Source organism: Streptomyces sp. NPDC035033, from assembly GCF_040636735.1.
In the GTDB taxonomy this organism is placed as follows: domain Bacteria; phylum Actinomycetota; class Actinomycetes; order Streptomycetales; family Streptomycetaceae; genus Streptomyces.
This window is the reverse complement of record NZ_JBEZUZ010000071.1, coordinates 1-18,061: the sequence shown is the minus strand read 5'-3', so window position 1 is coordinate 18,061 and position 18,061 is coordinate 1. Positions and strand designations below refer to the sequence as shown.

Below are 18,061 nucleotides of genomic sequence, written 5' to 3'. Positions count from 1 at the left end.
TCATGCGTGACGGCAAGGGCGTGACCGTGGGCGTGCTGGGTTCCTACGGCGGCAGGAACGTGGGCGACGAGGCGATCCTCACCGCCATGCTGGACCGCGTGCAGGGCGCGCGGCCGGACGCCCGCGTCGTGGTGTTCTCCCGCGACCCGGAGTACAGCCGCGGCGTCCGCCCGGACGTCGAGGTGGTCGGCTGGGAGGGCGTGACGCGGGAGCGGGTCTCCGAGCACCTGCGCCGGCTCGACGTCCTCGTCCTCGGCGGCGGGGGCATCCTCTACGACACGGAGGCCCGCCGGTACCTGCGGCTGGTGCGCACCGCCCAGGGCCACGGCGTGCCCGTCTTCACGTACGCCGTGGGTGCCGGCCCCCTCACCGACGAGGTCGACCGGGAGTGGGTCCGCTCGACCCTCACCGACGCGGCCGCGGTGACGGTGCGGGACGAGGAGTCGAAGCTCGTCCTGGAGGAGGCCGGTCTCGAACGCCCCATCACGGTGACCGCCGATCCCGCCCTGCTGCTGCGGCCCGGTGACGGCGGGGAGGAGCTGCTGAGGGCCGAGGCCGTGCCGCGCGGGGTGCGCCTGGTGGGCATGAGCGTGCGCGAACCGGGGCGGGCCGCCTCGCACCTCGACGAGAGCGGCTACCACCAGCTCCTCGCCCACGTCGGCGACTTCCTCGTCAACCGGCTCGACGCCCACGTCGTGTTCGTGCCCATGGAACGCGACGACATCCGCCACGCGCACGCCGTGGCGTCCCACATGGCCGACGCCGGCGCCTGCACGGTGCTGCGCGGCGCCTCCCGCCCGCAGCAGGTCCTCGACATCGTCAAGCGGCTGGACCTGGCCATCGGGATGCGGCTGCACTTCCTCGTCTTCGCCGCGCTCGCCGGCGTCCCCCTGCTGCCCCTGCCGTACGCGGGGAAGGTCTTCGACTTCGCCCAGCAGATCGGCGCGCCCGCCCTGCGCGGGGTGGTGAGGGAGAACGTCGGCCTGCTGCTCGCCGAGGTGGACCGGCTGTGGGACGAACGGCCCGCGCGGCTGGCCGAGACCGCCGTGCGGACGGCGGCCATGCGGGAGCGGGCCGACCGGACCGCCGAACGCTTCCTGACCTATCTGGAGACCATCGCCCCGTCGCCCGCGCCGTCCGGCCTGCCGACGGCCGCGGCCCCCGTCGGCTGAGCCCCGGCCCCGTCCCCGGGAGGACCCGTGACCTATCTGATCGCGCCCCGCGTAGCCCGGCACGTGGAGCTGCCCCCGCGGCGCGCCCTGCACGGGGGCAGCACGCAGGTGCTGGTCGTCGGCGGCGGCCCGGCCGGCATCGGGGCGGCCATCGGCGCCGCCAACGCGGGCGCCCAGGTCGTCCTCGTGGAGAGGTACGGGTTCCTCGGCGGCAACGCCACCGCCGCGCTCGTCATGCCGCTGATGAGTTTCCACAACGAAGTCAAACAGGCCGTCGCGCGCGACACCGCCCGCCTGCTGCCACCCGACCACGGCGAGGGCGAACCGGTCGTCGCGGGCGTCCTGTGGACGCTCCTCGAACAGCTGGTGCGCGCCGGAGCGGCGATCCGCCCCTCGGTCGAGACCGGCTACACGGTCCCGTTCGACGCGGAGCTGTTCAAGCTGGTCGTGTACGACCTGCTGGAGAAGCACGAGGTCCGCACCCTGCTGCACGCCTTCGCCTCCGGCGTGGCCCCGCATCCCGAGCGCGCCCGCGCGGTGTTCGAGACCAAGTCGGGGCCGGTCGTCATCGACGCCGACGTGATCGTCGACTGCACGGGCGACGGCGACGTCGCCGCCGCGGCCGGAGCGGCGTACGACGTCGGCCGGCCCGAGGACGGCTGGACCCAGCCGATGACGCTGATGTTCCGGATGGCCCGTTTCGACCAGGAGGGGTTCACCGACTACGTCCGCGCCCACCCGGACCAGTGGAAGGGCGTGCACGGCCTGTGGGACCTCGTCCGTGCCGCCACCGACGCCGGCGAGCTGGACCTGCCCCGCGAGGACATCCTCTTCTTCGCCACCCCGAACGAAGGCGAGATCGCGGTCAACTCCACCCGCGTCACCGAGGTGCTGGGGACCAGCGTGTGGGACCTCACCCGCGCGGAGTTCGCCGCCCACCGCCAGATGGAGCAGATCTCCCGCTTCCTGCGCGGCCGCGTGCCCGGTTTCGAGCAGTCGTACGTCGTGCAGAGCGGCGTGCAGGTCGGGGTGCGCGAGACCCGCCGGATCACGGGCGCGTACGAGCTGACGGGCGAGGACGTGCTGGGCGCGCGCAAGTTCGACGACGCCATCGCGCGGGGCGCCTACCCGGTGGACATCCACAACCCGAGCGGCCGCGGCACCACCCTGCGGCGACTGCCGCGCGGAGAGTCGTACGACATCCCGCTGCGCTGTCTGATGCCCCGGGGCCTGGACAGGATCCTGGTCGCCGGCCGGTGCATCTCCGGCGACCACGTGGCCCACTCCTCCTACCGCGTGATGCCCATCTCGATGGCCACCGGTCAGGCCGCCGGCGTCTGCGCGGCCCTCGCCTCCGCCCGGGGCGGCCTGCCCCGTGACGTCCCGGTCGACGCGGTCCAGCGGGAACTGCGCGCCCAGGGCGCCAGCCTGAGGTGAGATCCGCCGGTGACCGTGTACGACGTCCCCGCCGGTCCAGGACCTGCTCCTGGCGCACGGCCACCGCCTGATGGGCGAGGTCGGCCCCGGGGAGGGCGTCCAGCGGCACCGCCGCCTCCCGATCGTCCGGTCCGGCACCGTCAGGAGGCGGCGGCCTCGGCCAGGACGCGGGCGAGTTCGCGGGGGCGGGTGACCATGGGCCAGTGACCGGAGTCGAGGTCCACGTAGTCGAGGCGGGTGGCGCGGGCGAGCTCAGGACTCTCACCGGCGGCGATCCACTTCTTCGCTTGCGCGGGGGTGAACTCGGGGCACACGACCACGACGGGCGTGTCGTAGCGGCGTCCGTCGGTCAGGCGCACGACTCCCCGGGCGACCCCTTCGGGGACGGGAACGGCGGTGGACGCGAGGCGGTGGCGGGCCTCCTGGTCCAGGTCGGCGGAGTGGGCTTCCCCGAACGCGCCCCAGCCCGGGAAGCGCATGGCGCCGTCCTCGATCGGGAAGAAGTCGGCGTAGGCCCGTCCGTCGGCGCGGGGGAAGCCACCGATCAGCGCGACCTCGGCCACCTTCCCCGGCCGTCTGTCGGCGGCCAGCCAGGCCAGGATCGCCGCGGCGGAGTGTCCCGCCACCAGGGGCTTCCCGTGCGCCGTGTCGACGGCGGCGAGCACCGCTGCCAGCTGGTCGTCGAGCGTCGCGGAGACGGTGCCGTCCCCCTGGCCGGGAAGGGTGACCGGCACGGGGCGGTGGCCGAGCGCGGTGAGTTCGGGTACGACGTCTTCCCAGGCGGATCCGTCGAGCCACAGGCCGGCGATGAGCAGGATGTCCACGGCGGTTCTCCCCGGAGGAGCCGGATCGGGCTGTCGGCACGTCATCGAGGCTCCGGCACCCGGCTCGGGTCGACGCCGGGGGGGCGTCCCCGTCGGCGTTCTCCGTACGCGCCGAGAAGCCGCGTCCCGGTCGCCGTCGCCCGCTCCCGGACGGCTTTCGCCCCGCCTCTGGGGAGCGGTGGCCGTGCGGGTCCGCCGGCGGAAGGCCCTGGAGGGCGCCGTCCTCGGTGAGGTCGTGCCCCTCGCTCGTGCCGACGCGCCCGGTCCCTGCCGACGGGTCTCCTCCCATTCTGCCTCCGGGAGGTCCCGTGCTCATCGCGTACGAGGCCGGGGACGGCACCCTGCCCGAGGGCGGGGAGCTCGGCCGCGGCCCGGCGACGGCGGCGGGCCGCGCCGGCGGCCTTTCCGCGCGCCCCGCCTGGCCGATGACCGACGGCCCGGCGGCGCGACTCCCGCGTCGTCTCCCCGGACGAGCCGGCCTCCGGCGGGCTCGACGCGGTCCTGACGGCGAGCGGCCGCGCGTGCGTCCGGCCGGTGCGGCGGGCCCGGAGCCGTGCGGGCCGGCCGGGTCAGTCGGCGTCGACGTCGAGCAGGCCCTCGCGCAGGCGCCGCACGGTCCGCGCGAGCAGCCGCGAGACGTGCATCTGCGAGCAGCCCAGCTGTTCGCCGATCTGGGCCTGGGTCAGTTCCTCGACGAACCGCAGGTGGATGATGCGGCGGTCGCGCTCGTCGAGGTCGGCGATGAGCGGGGCCAGCGAGTGGAAGTCCTCCACCAGCTCCATGGCGGGGTCGTCGCTGCCGATGAAGTCGGCCAGCGAGGTGTCGCCGTCCTCGTCCTCGCCGCCGAGGGCGGCGTCCAGCGACGAGGAGTTGTAGCCGTTGGAGGCCAGCCGCGCCTCGGTGACCTCCTCCTCGGTGAGGCTCATCAGCTCGGCCAGCTCCTTGACCGTCGGCATCCGGCCGAGGCGGGTGCTGAGTTCCTCGGTCGCCTTGGCCAGCTCCGACCGCGCCTCCTGGAGCCGGCGGGGCACGTGCACCGCCCAGGAGGTGTCCCGGAAGAACCGCTTGATCTCACCGACGATGTAGGGGACGGCGAAGGTCGTGAACTCGACCTCCCGCGACAGCTCGAACCGGTCGATCGCCTTGATCAGGCCGATCATGCCGACCTGGACGATGTCCTCCATCTCGTCGGCGCGGTGGCGGAACCGTCCGGCGGCGTAGCGGACCAGGCTCATGTTCATCTCGATGAGGGTGTTGCGCGCGTACTGGTACTCGTGCGTCCCCTCCTCCAGCTTCGCGAGCTCCTGGAAGAAGACCTTCGACAGGGTCCTCGCGTCCTTCGGCGCGACCGCCGATGTGTCCGGGATCCGCGGCAGCACCCCCGCCCCGGTCTCGACTCCCGCGGTCGGCATCGTGGTGACCGTCACACCGTTCCCCTTTCACGTGCGTTCCTCATCGGGATGCGTGGCCCTGAGGCTGCCCGCATACCCTGTCTTCTCACGTCCACACCCGTCGACCGCTCACGTCTTTCCGGTCGGTTCCTTTCGTCCGGTCGAGGGGCAGACGGAACCTCCGACCGGACGTCCGAAGGAGAGTCATGACACGGGATCCCTCGATCAGGGCCGTCGGCTGGGCGCGCTCGCTGCCCCTGGGCAGCGGCGTGCGGACGGCACGGGACTGGACGCGCGAGCACCTGGCGGCGCTCGGCTGGGACCGCACCGCCCCGGACGTGGCGGACTCCGTCGTGCTGACGGTCTCCGAACTCGTCACCAACGCCCACGTGCACGCGCACAGCGACGCGCAGCTGATCCTCACCTGGGACGAGGAGTGCCTGCACGTCACGGTGCACGACGCGTCGCCGGTGGTCCCCGAGCAGCGCGGCCCGGACGAGGACGCGCTGGGCGGGCGCGGACTGCTCCTGGTCGACGCGCTCGCCGACGACGTGCGGACCCGCCCCTGTCCGCGGGGCAAGGACGTCACGGCCTGCTTCCGGCCGGCCGCGCCCGGCCGTCCCGGCTGAGGCGGCCGCCACGGGCCCCGTGCGCGGGCGGGTTCCGTCCCCGTACGGCGGTCCGGCGCGCCGCACGTCAGCGCCTCAGGGACGCGAGCAGCGGTCCCCAGTCGATGTGGCGTTCCTCCGTGCCCTGTGGCACCAGGACGAAGGTGTCGCGCACGAAGCGGGCGAGTGCCTCCTGCTCGCACCTGACGACGGCGCGCTGTCCCGCCGGCCCGAGCCGCAGGAGGAGTCCGCCCTCGGGGGCGGGGCGGAGCTGGATCTCGCCGTCGCCGACGGGCTGGAGCGATCCGGTGAGGACCATCTCGCGGTCGGCGCGCCACACCACCGGGTCCTCGCCGAGGAGGTGGAAGGCGATGCTCAGGGCGTGGGGGTCGCGGGAGTCGTAGCCGACGGTGGTGTCGATCCGGACCGTCGCGTCCGGGGTGAGCAGGTCCATGGCCATGGGCCGGGTGAGGACGCGCGGTGCGGGGAGCGGCGCGGTGGGGTGCTGGGTCATGGAGTCCTCCGGCTGAGGGGCTGTCAGCGAGCGGGTGCGGTGTCCGCTTGACCCGTCCCGCCCCTGTTACACCTCGTACGGCCGTGGTGGATGTGTCGATGCCGTCATGATTCGGTGAAGGTGGTGAAAGGCCGTCAGGAACCGGCCGTACGCGGGCTCCGCGGCCCCGGCGAGCCGGTGGAGGGGCGGCAGGGCGGAGAGGCCCGTCGAGTCGCGCGGGACGGGCCCGGCGCGGTCGCCGGGCCGGACGCGGGCACGGCCGCACCCGCCGCCGGGCGTGCGGGGCGGGCCGACCGGGGCCGGGCGGGGCCGCGCGAAGGCCGTGTGCCGACGCGGCGTCCGTGCGACCGCCCGGCGGCTTCGCCGCGTCGGCCTACCCGGGCAGGAGGGAGAGGCGGGCGCGGACCCGCTTCCCCTCCGGGGCGGGCTCCACGGTCAGGCTCTCGCAGACGGCGACGACGATCTCGACGCCGTGCTGGCCGATGCGGCGGGGGTCGTGTCCGCGGGGCACGGGGACGGCGGCCTCCTGGTCGAAGACCGAGATCTCCAGGAAGTCGCGGCCCAGTTCGAGGAGGAGCCGGCAGGGGCCGGCCGTGTGCCGGATCGCGTTGGTGACCAGTTCGCTGACCACCAGCCGCGCGAGCTCGACGCGCTCCTCGCCGACCGGTCCGGGCAGCACGGCCGGGGCAGCCGCGAGGAACTCGGCCGTGAAGGCGCGGGCGGCGGCGATGGCCCCGCCGCGGGAGGCGTCGTCGTAGACGGCGCCCGCGGACAGCAGGGGCTCCGGGACCGCGCGCTCCGCGGTGATCGCGTCCGTCATGGCGCTGGCACTCCCCTCGTCCCGGGTCGGCGGCTGGACTCCTCGTACCCGTCTTTCCCGCTTGGCGGTTCCCACACCGCCCGCGGCGCGGTCGCCCCCGCCGGCGCGTCACGGGGCCGGCGCGGGCTCCTCGTGCCGGTCCTCGCCCCGGGCCCCGGCCTCGTGTCCGTGCCAGTCGAGACAGAGTACGAGGGTGGCGTCCGGCGTGCCACGGGGCGTCCCGCGCAGCGCGCGCACGACGGCCCGGGGGACGTCCGCGCCCTTCAGGCGGCCGTCGCCGGTGAGGGCGCGGGCGACGGGACCGTCCGGTGCCTCGTGCCCGCCGCCGGCCGTCGGCTCCCCGGCGCCGTGGGCGACGAAGACCAGCCGGTCACCGGGCAGGAGGCGCAGGCGCTGGGGGACGTAGACGGTGTCCTCGAACATGCCCAGGGGCAGTTGGCGGTCCAGTTCGACGCGTTCGGTCACGCGGGGGCGGACGCGCCAGAGCGCCGGCGACCCGGCGTCCACCACCTCGGCCTCGCCGGTGGTCAGGTCGAGCCGGAGCAGCAGGGCGGCGAGCGGGTGCGTCCCGCGGTACTGCCCGTAGAGGGCCTGGTCGGTGAGGCTCGCCTGCGTGACCAGGTCGAGTCCGGCCCGCCGGGCGTTGCGGATCGCCGTCAGGGCGAGGGTGCTCGCCAGGGCGGCCGGGGTGCCGGGGCCGGCGCCGTCGGCGACGACGAGCAGCAGGTCCCGCTCGGTGGCGCTCCAGTCCAGGAGGTGTCCGCCGGAGGTGTAGGCGGGCTCCCAGTGGGCGTGGAGGTCGAAGGCCGGCCCGGCGCAGGCCCGGCCCGGCAGGGTGTCCCACTGCATCTCCCCCTCGACGCTGAGGGCGTGCGTCCTGCGGGTGCGGCGGTACAGGTCGGTGTGGCGGTCGGCGACGCGCAGGGCGTGGCCGAGGGTCTCGGCGACCCGGGCGAGGCTCGCGGTGGTCTCCGGGGCGATCCGGTCCGCCGGCAGCACGACGACCAGGACGCCGAACCGGTCGCCGCGGACCGTGACGGGCAGGTAAACGGTCGCCGTGGGCCCGACATCACGGAAAAGATATGGTTGCTGGGTGCGGAAGACGCGGCCGGCGGGGCCCGCGTCCACGGGCGCCTGCGGCATCCCGGCAGGTGCCTGGACGGGCTCCACGGGGCGCAGGGTCGTGAATCCGTAGTCGACGAGCAGCAGGTCGGCGCAGGTCGCGGCGTACAGGTGCGCGAGACTGGTACGGAGGGAGTCCAGGAGCAGGTGTGGTGCCGCCCCGCGCAGTGCGCCTTCCACCGTCAGGTATCGGTCCACCGGATCCGTACCGCCTTCTGGAGAGATGTGGAGATGACCGGTCCGTCTCAAGGCCGCCGCCCTTGGCCCGGGACGTCCGAGGAGGGTCGGCAGGCATGAACGGCAACCCCGCCCCGCCGCCGCGGGAACCGCAGCGGACGGCCGAGGCCGCCCGGGAGCTCATCGAGCTGCTGGAGGTGCTGTGGGAGCGCGGCCGGGACATGGTGTCGTCGACACCCGTCTCGGCGAGTCAGCTGCGCGTGTTGTACAGCCTGGACCGCGAGGAGGGCATCAGCCTGCGCACCCTGGGCGAGCTGCTCGGCTCCGCACCGCCCTCGGTGAGCCGCATGTGCGACCGGCTGGAGGCGCTGGGCTTCGTGCAGCGGCTGCCCAGCCCCGTGAGCCGGCGGCAGCTGGAGCTGCACCTGACCGTGCGCGGGAAGGCGTACCTGCGGGACCTCAGGGCCCAGCGCGAGGAGGCCCTGCTCGCGGTGATCACCGCCATGTCACCGACGAACCGGAAGGCGCTGCTGCGCGGGCTCACCGGGTTCCACGAGGCCGTGGGAGGGAGCGGGGCGGCCGCCCCGTCACCCTCCCGCACGCCGCTGAAGGACGTCAGCTCGGCCTGATCCCCGTGCGGCGCCGGCTCCGGCCGGGCGCGTCCCGCGTGTCCTCATTGCCACCTCTGGTCGTCCTCGACGGCGTTCTTCCGGTCGCACCGCCGGGTGTTTCCCCAAGGATACAGTTGCCGCACGGCAATTGTTCACGCGGTGCCGTGCCAGTCGAGGCAGACGACCAGGGCGTCGTCCTCCAACGGGCCGCCGCCGTGGTGGGCGGCGAGTTCCCGGAGCACCGCCTGCGGCACCTGCGCGGGCGGCAGCAGCCGCGTCCCCCGCAGGGCGCGGGCCAGCGCCCGGTCCCCGTAGCTCTCCCCCGCGGGCGAGACGGCCGCGTACACGCCGTCGCTGCCGAACAGCAGCCGGTCGCCCGGCCGCACGGCGAACCGCTCGGGGACGTACACGGTGTCCTCGAACATGCCGAGGGGCAGCTGCGGCTCGAAACCGATGGCCTCCACCGCCTGCCCCCGCTGCCGCCACAGACGGGGCGAACCGGCGTCCACGGCCTCCACCTCGCCCGTGGCCAGGTCGAAGCGGAGCAGCAGCACCGACACGAAGGCCTCGCCCCGGTACTGGGCGTACACGGCCTGGTCCGCCAGCGCGGCCTGGTCCGCCGGCGGGAGACCGGCGCGGCGGGCGTTGCGGAGCGCGTTGATCGCGAGGTTCGTCAGCAGGGCGGCCTCGATGCCCTCCCCCATGCCGTTGGTGACCGTCAGGGTCAGCCGGCCGTCCGAGACCGACCAGTCGTAGTTGTCGCCGAAGATGGCGTACGCGGGCTCCAGGTGGGCGGCCAGGGCGAACTCGGGCCGGGAGCACGCACGGCCGGGCAGCAGCTGCCACTGCATCTCGGCCGCGAGCGTGAGCCGCGTCGCCCGCCGGGCCAGGACGTACAGGTCCGTGTCGCGCTCGGCCACCAGGATCTCGTGGCCGAGCGCCTCGCAGACCTGGGCGAAGCCGGGAAGCAGCGGCCTGAGATCGGCCTCCGGGGGCAGCTCGGCCGTCAGGACCCCCAGCCGGTCCCCGCGGACGGTGACCGGCAGGTGGAGCCGGAGCGCCCCGGACTCCCGGACCACGTGCGGCTCCTGGGCGCCGAAGGCGCGCCCCTGGGGGCTGTCGTGGATCGGCACCGACGCGTCCGCCCCGGAGACGTGGCCGACGAGCTGGAGCGTCCGCACGCCGTAGTCGGCCAGGCGGAGTTCCACCCGCAGCACCCCGCAGCGCTCCCTCAGGGCGTCCTCGACGACCTCCACGAGCCGGTGCGGAGCCGCCCGGCGGAGCGCCTGCTCGATCTCGGCGATCTCGTGCACGGTCTGCCCTTCCCCTTCCTCCTGCCCGGGCCCGGTTCCGTGCACGGGGACCGGGCCGTCCGTCCGCTATCTCGCGCCGCCGGCCGCGGCCAGCGCGTCCGCCACACCGTCGTGGGGCGGGATCGTCGTCGTCACTCCGGTGATCTCCAGGATGCGGCGCACGGCCGGGGTCGGCGCGGCGAGGTACAGGTCGCCGCCGGTCCCCCGCGCCCTGTTGACCGCCCTGATCAGGACGTTCAGCCCCGAGGAGTCCATGAAGGCGAGGGCGGACAGGTCCAGCACGAGACGGCGCCGCCCCTGGCCGAGCTGTTCCGTCAGGAGGCCCTCCAGCCGGCCGGCCGTCTCCATGTCCAGCTCGCCCTCCACGGACAGCACCGCCGTACGGTCGTCGCGGATCTCGACGTCGACGTCCAGGTTCGGTTCTCGTTCGGACATGTTCCCTGCTCTCCATGGGGGTCGGGGCCGGTCTCGGGGCGGACGGACGGGGTCAGGACACCAGGACGCCGACCACGCACGTGTCGTCGTCCGTGTCCGACTTGCTGCGCGCCAACAGCCGGTCCAGCAGGCGTTCGAGGCCGTCGGACGGCTGCCGGGCGACGGTGAGCAGCTGGGCGATGGAGTCGTGGACGGCGGTGTCCCGCCGCTCGACGAGCCCGTCGGTGTACATCAGGACCGTGTCGCCGGGTTCGAGCCGCAGCTCCGCCTCCTCGTACTCGGCCTCCGCGAGGGCCCCCAGCAGCATCCCGCGCAGCAGCGGCAGGTCGTCCGCCTCCTCCCCGCGGACCAGCACCGGCGGGAGGTGGCCGGCGCGGGCCCAGCGCAGCGTGCGGTTCTCGGGGTCGTAGACGCCGCAGACGGCGGTGGCCGTGACCTGGGCGGTGAGGTGGTGGGCGACGCTGTTGAGCCAGGACAGCAGCTGCCCGGGGCCCGCGCCCGTGACGGCGAGGCCGCGGAGGGCGTTGCGCAGCACCACCATCCCGGTGGCCGCCTCCACGCCGTGGCCGGCGACGTCCCCGACGCAGAGGAGCACCTTCTTGGACGGGAGCACGACCGCGTCGTACCAGTCACCGCCGACCAGGGACTCGGACTCGGCGGGGCGGTAGCGCACGGCCACGTCGATCCCCGGCACGTCGAGCGGCGGCTTGACCGGCGGCATGATGGCGTGCTGGAGCTGGAGGGTCAGCCGGTTGCGTTCCTCGGCCGCCTCCTCCGTCGCCGCCAGCCGGTCGCGGGTGGCCGTGAGGGCGACCTCGGTCCAGTGCTGCGCCGAGATGTCCTGGTAGGCGCCCCGGACGGCCTGGAGGTCGCCGTCGGTGCCCAGGGCGGGTTCGGCGGTCACCCGGATGTGCCGCGTGACGCCGTCGTGGCGGAGCATGCGGAAGGCGGTGGAGCCCACCCGCCGCTGGTCCAGCACCTTCTGGAGGAAGCGGCGGATGGGGCCGGCGTCGTCGGGGTGGGCGTGCGCGGCGAGGTCGCGCAGGGCGACCGGCGGCTCCGTCGGCCTGCGGCCGAAGAGCTCGTACAGCTGGCCGTGCCAGGTGATGTCCCCGGTGACGACGTCCTCCTCGAAGGCGCCGACCCGGCCGAGGCGCTGGGCGTGCTGGAGGAGGCTGGCGAGGCGTGCCGACTCGTCCTCGACGCGCCAGATGAGCAGGACGCTCGCGCCGTGCCGGCTGATGCTGATGTCGGCGAGCGAGGCGAGCGGCACCTGGTCCACCAGCGCCGTGAGCCGGACCCGGCGGGCGCGGAACGGCTCTCCCGTGGCGTAGACCCGCTCGATCCGTTCGAAGAGTTCGCCGCCGCCCGCCGTCGCCGGGTACGCCTCCAGGAGCAGGGCCCCGTCGACGGAGCCGCGGGGCCGCCCGGCCGGGTCCTGGAAGTGCGCGTTGGCGTGCCGGATGCGGAAGTCGACGAGCCTCCCCGCCTCGTCCAGGTGGGGGGTGAGGACGAGGGCGGGGTCGTAGAGCCCGTCCGAGAGCTCGGCCAGTGCCGGCGCCCCGTCCCCGCCGGGGAACGGGAGGCCGGCGGGGACGGGGAAGCCCCCGGGGGACGCCTCGGGCAGCGCCTCCAGGGTGTGGGCGCAGAGCTCGGCGAGGGCCTCGATCTGGCGCTCCACCGCCTGCGGCAGGGGGTCGAGCGGGCGGGCCCAGCAGATCTCCAGGACGCCGTGGATGCGGCCGCCGGTCCCGGCGGGGACGACGACCCGGCCGCCGTCGGGATGGCGCGCGCGGCCGATCGAGGGGATGCCCGCGGTCGCCAGGGAGGCGTACCGGACGGTGCGGCGCCCGATGAGCGCCTGGCGGGCCGCGGTGGTCACCCCCGGCGGCACGTAGTGCCAGCGGGCCGCCTCGTCGAGGCCGAAGCCGGCGTGGCCGCGCAGGCTCAGCGAGGTGTCCGGGCCGGTGGTCCAGATCGCCACGGCGACGGCGCCCAGGGGTTCGAGGGCGTGCCGGAGCAGCGACTCGGCGACGGCCTGGGTGTCGCCGGCGCCGAGCGCCGCGCTCTCCGCCGTGCGCAGCCGCACGGCGACCGAGGCGGCGGGGGCGGCGGGCTCGCCGACGGCCGTCCGCACGAACTCGTCCGCCGCCTCGGCCATCCGGTCCCGGGCCGCCTGGTTGATGATGTCCGCGGCGAGCTCCAGCCGGGACAGTCCGGCCCGGTCGGCGAGTTCCGCGAGCTGACGGGCCGCCTGGGCGGGGCCGCAGCCCAGGCGCTCGACGATGACCCCCTTGGCGAGTTCGATCAGGGCGCGGCCCTCGGCCGCCGCGTGCGCGGCGCGCACCTCGCCGCGCAGCCGTTCCACCGTGGCGGCCAGCCGGCCGTCGCCGGACGCGTCGGCGGGCGCGTCGGCGGCGGGGTACGGGCCGACGGCGTCGGCGGACGGGTCACCGGCCGGGAAGCGAGGGCCGCTCACGTCGGCGACTCCTCGGTCGGGGCGGCGCCGGGGCCGCCGTACGGACGGGGCCGGGGCGCGCCGGTGCGGCGCTCCGGGGCCGGGCGGGCGGTGCGGGGCGACCCCGCGGGGGCGGTCACGAGGCCGCCCCGCCGTCGAGCCAGCGGCTGACGCAGGCGATGAGTTCGTCGGCGTCGACGGGCTTGGTGACGTAGTCGCTGGCCCCGGAGGCGAGGCTCTTCTCCCGGTCGCCGGGCATGGCCTTCGCGGTGACGGCGATCACGGGCAGGTCCGCGTACCGCGGCAGCTCCCTGATCCGCGCGGTCGCCGTGTAGCCGTCCATCTCCGGCATCATCACGTCCATCAGGACGAGGGAGACGTCCGGGTTCGCCAGGAGCGTCTCGATCCCCTTCCGGCCGTTCTCGGCGTGCAGCACGGTCATGCCGTGCAGCTCCAGGATGCCGCTGAGGGCGTACAGGTTGCGGGCGTCGTCGTCGACGGCGAGGACGGTCCTGCCGCGCAGGGTGGTGTCGACGGCCCGGGGCGCGGGCGCCCGGTGGTCGCCGCGCACCAGGGGCACGACGTCGCCGGGCTGCTCCGCGGACAGGTGGAGGGCGATCCGCTCGCGCAGCTCGTCGAGGCTGGAGAGGAGTTCCAGCGGACGCCGGCGGGCGAGGTCCTGGAGGGCGCCCTCCTCGTCGGCGGGGAGCCGGCGGTTGTTGTGGGCGAGGACGGGGACGGTGCGCAGCGCCTCGTCGCCGTCCATGGCCTCCAGGAAGCGCAGGGCGTCGCCGTCCGCCATGTCGACGTCGAGCACGACGCAGTGGAACGGCCGGGCGGCGAGCGCGGAGGCGGCCTCCTGGGGGCCGGCGACCGCGATCAGTTCGATGTCCGCCCGGTCCGTGTGCCCGCCGTCGGCCGCGAGTTGGCCGACCGCGTTCTCGGCGACGACGGCGAGGAGCCCGCGCGGACGCTCCTCGATCACGAGGAGGCGCCGGGTCGGCCGGGCGGCCGGGGCGCCGGGCGGCGCGAGCACGCCGCCCCGGGCCGGCGCCGGCACGGTGGGCACCGCCGAGGGGTTCGCCGGCGGGGCGGCGGGGCCGGGCTGCTCGGTGAAGTCGGTGCGGGTGACGGGGAGGTAGAGGGTGAAGGTGCTGCCCTCGCCGGGCACGCTCGTGACGGTGAGGGCGCCGCCGAGCAGCTGCGCGATCTCGCGGCTGATGGAGAGGCCGAGGCCGGTGCCGCCGTACTTGCGGTTGGTCGTCCCGTCGGCCTGCTGGAAGGCGCCGAAGATGGCCTCCAGGTTCTCGGGGGCGATGCCGATGCCGGTGTCGGTGACGCGGAAGGCGACGACGGGGCCGCCGCGGTGCACGGAGGCGGGCAGCTCGCCGTCCGAGGCCGGCTCGATGCGCAGCTCGACGCCGCCGCGCTCGGTGAACTTGACGGCGTTCGACAGCAGGTTGCGCAGCACCTGCCGGAGCCGCGTGTCGTCGGTGACGAGGTCGACGGGGACGCCGGCGGCCGTGGAGACCGCGAAGGCGAGGCTCTTCTGCGAGGTGAGGGGGCGGAAGGTGGCCTCGGCGTAGTCGAGGAGCCTGCGCAGGGGCACGCGCTCCGGGTTGAGGTCCATCTTCCCGGCCTCCACCTTGGAGAGGTCGAGGATGTCGTTGATCAGCTGGAGCAGGTCGGATCCGGCCGAGTGGATGATGCCGGCGTACTCGACCTGCTTGGCCGTGAGGTTGCGGGTCGGGTTCTGGGCCAGCAACTGGGCCAGGATCAGCAGGCTGTTGAGCGGGGTGCGCAGTTCGTGGCTCATGTTGGCCAGGAACTCCGACTTGTACGTGGAGGCCAGGGCGAGCTGCTGGGCGCGGTCCTCCAGCTCCTGGCGGGCCTGCTCGATCTGGAGGTTCTTGGCCTCGATGTCGCGGTTCTGCGTGGCGAGCAGGGCCGCCTTCTCCTCCAGCTCGGCGTTGGAGCGCTGGAGTTCCTCCTGGCGCACCTGGAGCTCCTCGGTGCGCGAGCGGAGTTCGCCGGCCAGGCGCTGGGACTCCTCCAGGAGTTCGTCGGTGCGGGCGTTGGCGACGATGGTGCTCAGGTTGACGCCGACGGTCTCCATGAGCTGTTCCAGGAAGTCCCGGTGCACGGGGGTGAAGGGGCTGAAGGACATCAGCTCGATGACGCCGAGCACCTGTTCCTCGACGGTGATCGGCAGCACCACGAGGCTGCCCCGGGAGGTGCTGCCGAGCCCCGAGGAGAGGGTGACGTAGTCGGCGGGGACGTGGTCGGCGGTGATGGTGCGGCGGCTGCGGGCGGCCTGTCCGACGAGCGACTCGCCCAGCCGGAAGCGGACCCGGTCCCGGTCGCCGGCGGGGCGTCCGTAGGAGCCGACGAGGCCCAGCTCGACGCCGTCGGCGCCCTCCTCGGCGAGGTAGAACGCGCCGTACTGGGCGGCCACGAGCGGGGTCAGCTCGTCCATGACGAGCTCGGCGACGACGGCCAGGTCGCGGTGGCCCTGCATCAGCGCGGACATCCGGGCCAGGCTGGACTTGAGCCAGTCCTGCTCCTGGTTGGCCCGGGTCGTCTCGCGCAGCGAGCCGACCATGGCGTTGATGTTGTCCTTGAGCTCGGCCACCTCGCCCGACGCCTCGACGGTGATCGAGCGGGTGAGGTCGCCCTCGGCGACGGCGCTCGCCACCTCGGCGATGGCGCGAACCTGGCGGGTGAGGTTGCCCGCCAGCTCGTTGACGTTCTCGGTCAGCCGCTTCCAGGTGCCGGAGACCCCCTCGACCTCGGCCTGGCCGCCGAGCCGGCCCTCGCTGCCGACCTCGCGGGCCACGCGGGTCACCTCGGCCGCGAACGAGGACAGCTGGTCGACCATCGTGTTGATGGTCGTCTTCAGCTCCAGGATCTCGCCCCGGGCGTCGACGTCGATCTTCTTCGACAGGTCGCCGTTGGCGACGGCGGTCGTGACCTGGGCGATGTTCCGGACCTGTCCGGTCAGGTTGTTCGCCATGGAGTTGACGTTGTCGGTGAGGTCCTTCCAGGTGCCGGCCACGTTCGGCACCCGGGCCTGGCCGCCGAGCCTTCCCTCGGTGCCGACCTCGCGGGCGACCCGGGTCACCTCGTCGGCGAAGGCGGACAGGGTGTCCACCATGGTGTTGATGGTGTCGGCGAGGGCGGCGACCTCGCCCTTGGCCTCCACGGTGATCCGGCGGGAGAGGTCGCCGCGGGCCACGGCGGTGGCGACCTGGGCGATCGAGCGCACCTGTCCGGTGAGGTTGGAGGCCATCACGTTGACGTTGTCGGTGAGGTCCTTCCAGGTGCCCGAGGCGCCCCGGACGGTGGCCTGGCCGCCGAGATTGCCCTCGGTGCCGACCTCGCGGGCGACCCGGGTCACCTCGTCGGCGAAGGCCGAGAGCTGGTCCACCATCGTGTTGATGGTGTTCTTCAGCTCCAGGATCTCGCCGCGCGCGTCCACGTCGACCTTCTTCGACAGGTCGCCGCCCGCGACGGCGGTGGCGACGTGGGCGATCGCCCGCACCTGCGCGGTGAGGTTCCCCGCCATCGAGTTGACGGAGTCGGTCAGGTCGCGCCAGGTGCCGGAGACGCCCTTCACGTCGGCCTGTCCCCCGAGGATGCCCTCGGTGCCCACGTCACGGGCCATGCGCGTGACCTCGTCGGCGAAGGCCGAGAGCTGGTCCACCATCGTGTTGATGGTGTTCTTCAGCTCCAGGATCTCGCCGCGCGCGTCCACGTCGATCTTCTGGGAGAGGTCGCCCTTGGCGACGGCCGTCGCCACCTGGGCGATGTCACGGACCTGGGTGGTGAGGTTGCCGGCCATCGCGTTCACCGAGTCGGTCAGGTCGGCCCAGGTGCCGGAGACCCCGGGCACGGCGGCCTGCCCGCCGAGCGTCCCCTCGGTGCCGACCTCGCGGGCCACCCGCGTCACCTCGGAGGTGAACAGGGACAGCTGGTCGACCATCCCGTTGAAGACCCGGGAGATCTCGCCCATCAGCCCGTCCGCCTCGTCCGGCAGACGGGTGCCGAAGTCGCCGTCCCGCACGGCCGTGAGTCCGGCCAGCAGCTGACGGAGTTCAGGCTCGACCACCGCGGCCGGTCCGGGGTGCTCCCGGCCGGAGGAGCCCTTGGTCGTCGTCTCAGACATGCCCCATCCTCGTTCCCCACCAAGCTCGCGCACGGACCGTACGGCCCCGTACCGCGCGCCGGACGTCCGCTCCCCCGGGACGGCTCCGGCTGCCGCGATCGTTGCCGTACGGCAATGGTGACGACACTACCCCGCCGTGATCGACAGGAGGAGGGCGGTACCGGGTCATCCGGCCGGAACCCGCCCCTCTCCGGCCCCGGGCGGAGGGCGTACGACGCCGCGATCGGGGTACACGCGCGTCGAACCGGGCGGTCCCCCGCCCCGACGACGAGGGGAGCAGTACGTGCTGATGGCCCACCCCGCGGTCCTGCGCGGTCTCATCGAGGAGTACGAGACGCTCAGGGCGCTCCAGGCCGAGAACGGCGGCGGAGAAGTACGGCGGCGCATGGACGACCTCGCCTACACGCTGTGCGTCTCCACCGGTACGCGTGACGTGGACGCGGCGCTGATCGCGGCCCGCCACCGCCTGCCGGGCGCGCGTCCCGAGGACGACTCGGTGCTGAGCGCCTGAGCACGGGGCCCGGTCCGGAGCCCTCCGACGGAGGCGCCGGGCCGGGCCCGGCCCCACACGACCGAGCCCGGCCCTCTCCTGACGGAGGTGCCGGGCTCGGTCACGCCGCGGGCGGGCGCACGCGACGGGGCCGCCTACCAGCGGTACCAGCGGCCCGTCCCGCCCTTCGGCCGGGCCACGAAGCCCAGCAGCCACAGGACGAGCACGATGACGGCGATCCACCAGAGCGCCTTGACGGCGAAGCCGGCGCCGAAGAGGAGGAGGGCCAGGAGCAGGACGAGAAGCAGGGGGACCACGCGGATCGACCTCCATGAGGACGCTGACGGGAAGGGGGAGGGAGGGCCGGGCGGCGTCCCGACGCGCACCGGCCTCCCGCGAGGGGGGAGCGCCGCCCGCTCAGCCGAGGCGTTCGAAGAGGAGGGCGACCGGGCCGGGGTCGCGCCGCGCGGCCAGGCGCCCGGCCCGGCGCCCCCACCCGTAGGCGAGGGCGAGCGCGGCCGCCG

General features: G+C 74.5%; 15 protein-coding genes. 5 read left to right on the top strand and 10 right to left on the bottom strand.

Features of this window, described 5'->3' with window-relative positions:
- Positions 1–2 precede the first annotated feature (2 nt).
- Entirely contained in the window at positions 3–1,172 is a 1,170-nt protein-coding gene (locus AB0E83_RS25285) for a polysaccharide pyruvyl transferase family protein (protein WP_362116148.1), read from the top strand.
- Positions 1,173–1,199: 27 nt separating this feature from the next.
- Positions 1,200–2,609 carry an FAD-dependent oxidoreductase gene (locus AB0E83_RS25280; protein WP_362116145.1) on the top strand — a complete coding sequence of 470 codons (1,410 nt, stop codon included), beginning with the start codon at positions 1,200–1,202 and terminating at the stop codon, positions 2,607–2,609.
- Between the two features lie 140 nt (positions 2,610–2,749).
- Here the strand turns inward: AB0E83_RS25280 and AB0E83_RS25275 are convergent, their stop codons facing one another.
- Positions 2,750–3,433 (bottom strand): alpha/beta hydrolase, encoded by a 684-nt coding sequence (locus AB0E83_RS25275; protein ID WP_362116142.1) that lies wholly within the window; start codon positions 3,431–3,433, stop codon positions 2,750–2,752.
- Between the two features lie 569 nt (positions 3,434–4,002).
- Positions 4,003–4,860: an RNA polymerase sigma factor SigF gene (locus AB0E83_RS25270; RefSeq protein WP_362116139.1), complete on the bottom strand. Its 858-nt coding sequence runs from the start codon at positions 4,858–4,860 to the stop codon at positions 4,003–4,005.
- 170 nt (positions 4,861–5,030) lie between these two features.
- On the opposite strand from AB0E83_RS25270, the gene AB0E83_RS25265 reads away from it, so the two are divergent.
- Positions 5,031–5,453: an ATP-binding protein gene (locus tag AB0E83_RS25265; RefSeq protein ID WP_362116136.1), complete on the top strand. Its 423-nt coding sequence runs from the start codon at positions 5,031–5,033 to the stop codon at positions 5,451–5,453.
- 67 nt (positions 5,454–5,520) lie between these two features.
- Here the strand turns inward: AB0E83_RS25265 and AB0E83_RS25260 are convergent, their stop codons facing one another.
- The 3 genes from AB0E83_RS25260 to AB0E83_RS25250 all read right to left on the bottom strand — a co-directional run bounded on the left by AB0E83_RS25260 (position 5,521) and on the right by AB0E83_RS25250 (position 8,086).
- Entirely contained in the window at positions 5,521–5,946 is a 426-nt protein-coding gene (locus AB0E83_RS25260; protein WP_362116133.1) for an SsgA family sporulation/cell division regulator, read from the bottom strand.
- A gap of 373 nt (positions 5,947–6,319) precedes the next feature.
- Positions 6,320–6,766, bottom strand: a complete 447-nt coding sequence (locus tag AB0E83_RS25255; RefSeq protein ID WP_362116130.1) for an ATP-binding protein — start codon at positions 6,764–6,766, stop codon at positions 6,320–6,322.
- 108 nt (positions 6,767–6,874) lie between these two features.
- Entirely contained in the window at positions 6,875–8,086 is a 1,212-nt protein-coding gene (locus AB0E83_RS25250; RefSeq protein WP_362116127.1) for a GAF domain-containing SpoIIE family protein phosphatase, read from the bottom strand.
- 95 nt (positions 8,087–8,181) lie between these two features.
- On the opposite strand from AB0E83_RS25250, the gene AB0E83_RS25245 reads away from it, so the two are divergent.
- Complete coding sequence (locus tag AB0E83_RS25245) at positions 8,182–8,694, top strand: MarR family transcriptional regulator (RefSeq protein ID WP_362116124.1); 513 nt, start codon at positions 8,182–8,184, stop codon at positions 8,692–8,694.
- A gap of 134 nt (positions 8,695–8,828) precedes the next feature.
- Here the strand turns inward: AB0E83_RS25245 and AB0E83_RS25240 are convergent, their stop codons facing one another.
- From AB0E83_RS25240 to AB0E83_RS25225, 4 genes are all read right to left on the bottom strand, one after another.
- Positions 8,829–9,989: a PP2C family protein-serine/threonine phosphatase gene (locus AB0E83_RS25240; RefSeq protein WP_362116121.1), complete on the bottom strand. Its 1,161-nt coding sequence runs from the start codon at positions 9,987–9,989 to the stop codon at positions 8,829–8,831.
- A gap of 66 nt (positions 9,990–10,055) precedes the next feature.
- Entirely contained in the window at positions 10,056–10,424 is a 369-nt protein-coding gene (locus AB0E83_RS25235) for an STAS domain-containing protein (RefSeq protein ID WP_362116119.1), read from the bottom strand.
- Positions 10,425–10,476: 52 nt separating this feature from the next.
- Positions 10,477–12,903, bottom strand: a complete 2,427-nt coding sequence (locus tag AB0E83_RS25230) for a SpoIIE family protein phosphatase (protein ID WP_362116116.1) — start codon at positions 12,901–12,903, stop codon at positions 10,477–10,479.
- A gap of 115 nt (positions 12,904–13,018) precedes the next feature.
- A complete protein-coding gene (locus tag AB0E83_RS25225) occupies positions 13,019–17,047 on the bottom strand; it encodes a HAMP domain-containing protein (protein WP_362116113.1) in 4,029 nt (1,342 codons plus the stop codon).
- A gap of 283 nt (positions 17,048–17,330) precedes the next feature.
- On the opposite strand from AB0E83_RS25225, the gene AB0E83_RS25220 reads away from it, so the two are divergent.
- On the top strand, positions 17,331–17,558 hold the full coding sequence (locus AB0E83_RS25220) for a DUF5133 domain-containing protein (protein ID WP_362116110.1): 228 nt from the start codon (positions 17,331–17,333) through the stop codon (positions 17,556–17,558).
- A gap of 134 nt (positions 17,559–17,692) precedes the next feature.
- On the opposite strand, the gene AB0E83_RS25215 is transcribed toward AB0E83_RS25220, so the two are convergent.
- Positions 17,693–17,854 (bottom strand): DUF5670 family protein, encoded by a 162-nt coding sequence (locus tag AB0E83_RS25215; protein WP_030215177.1) that lies wholly within the window; start codon positions 17,852–17,854, stop codon positions 17,693–17,695.
- Between the last annotated feature and the right edge of the window lie 207 nt (positions 17,855–18,061).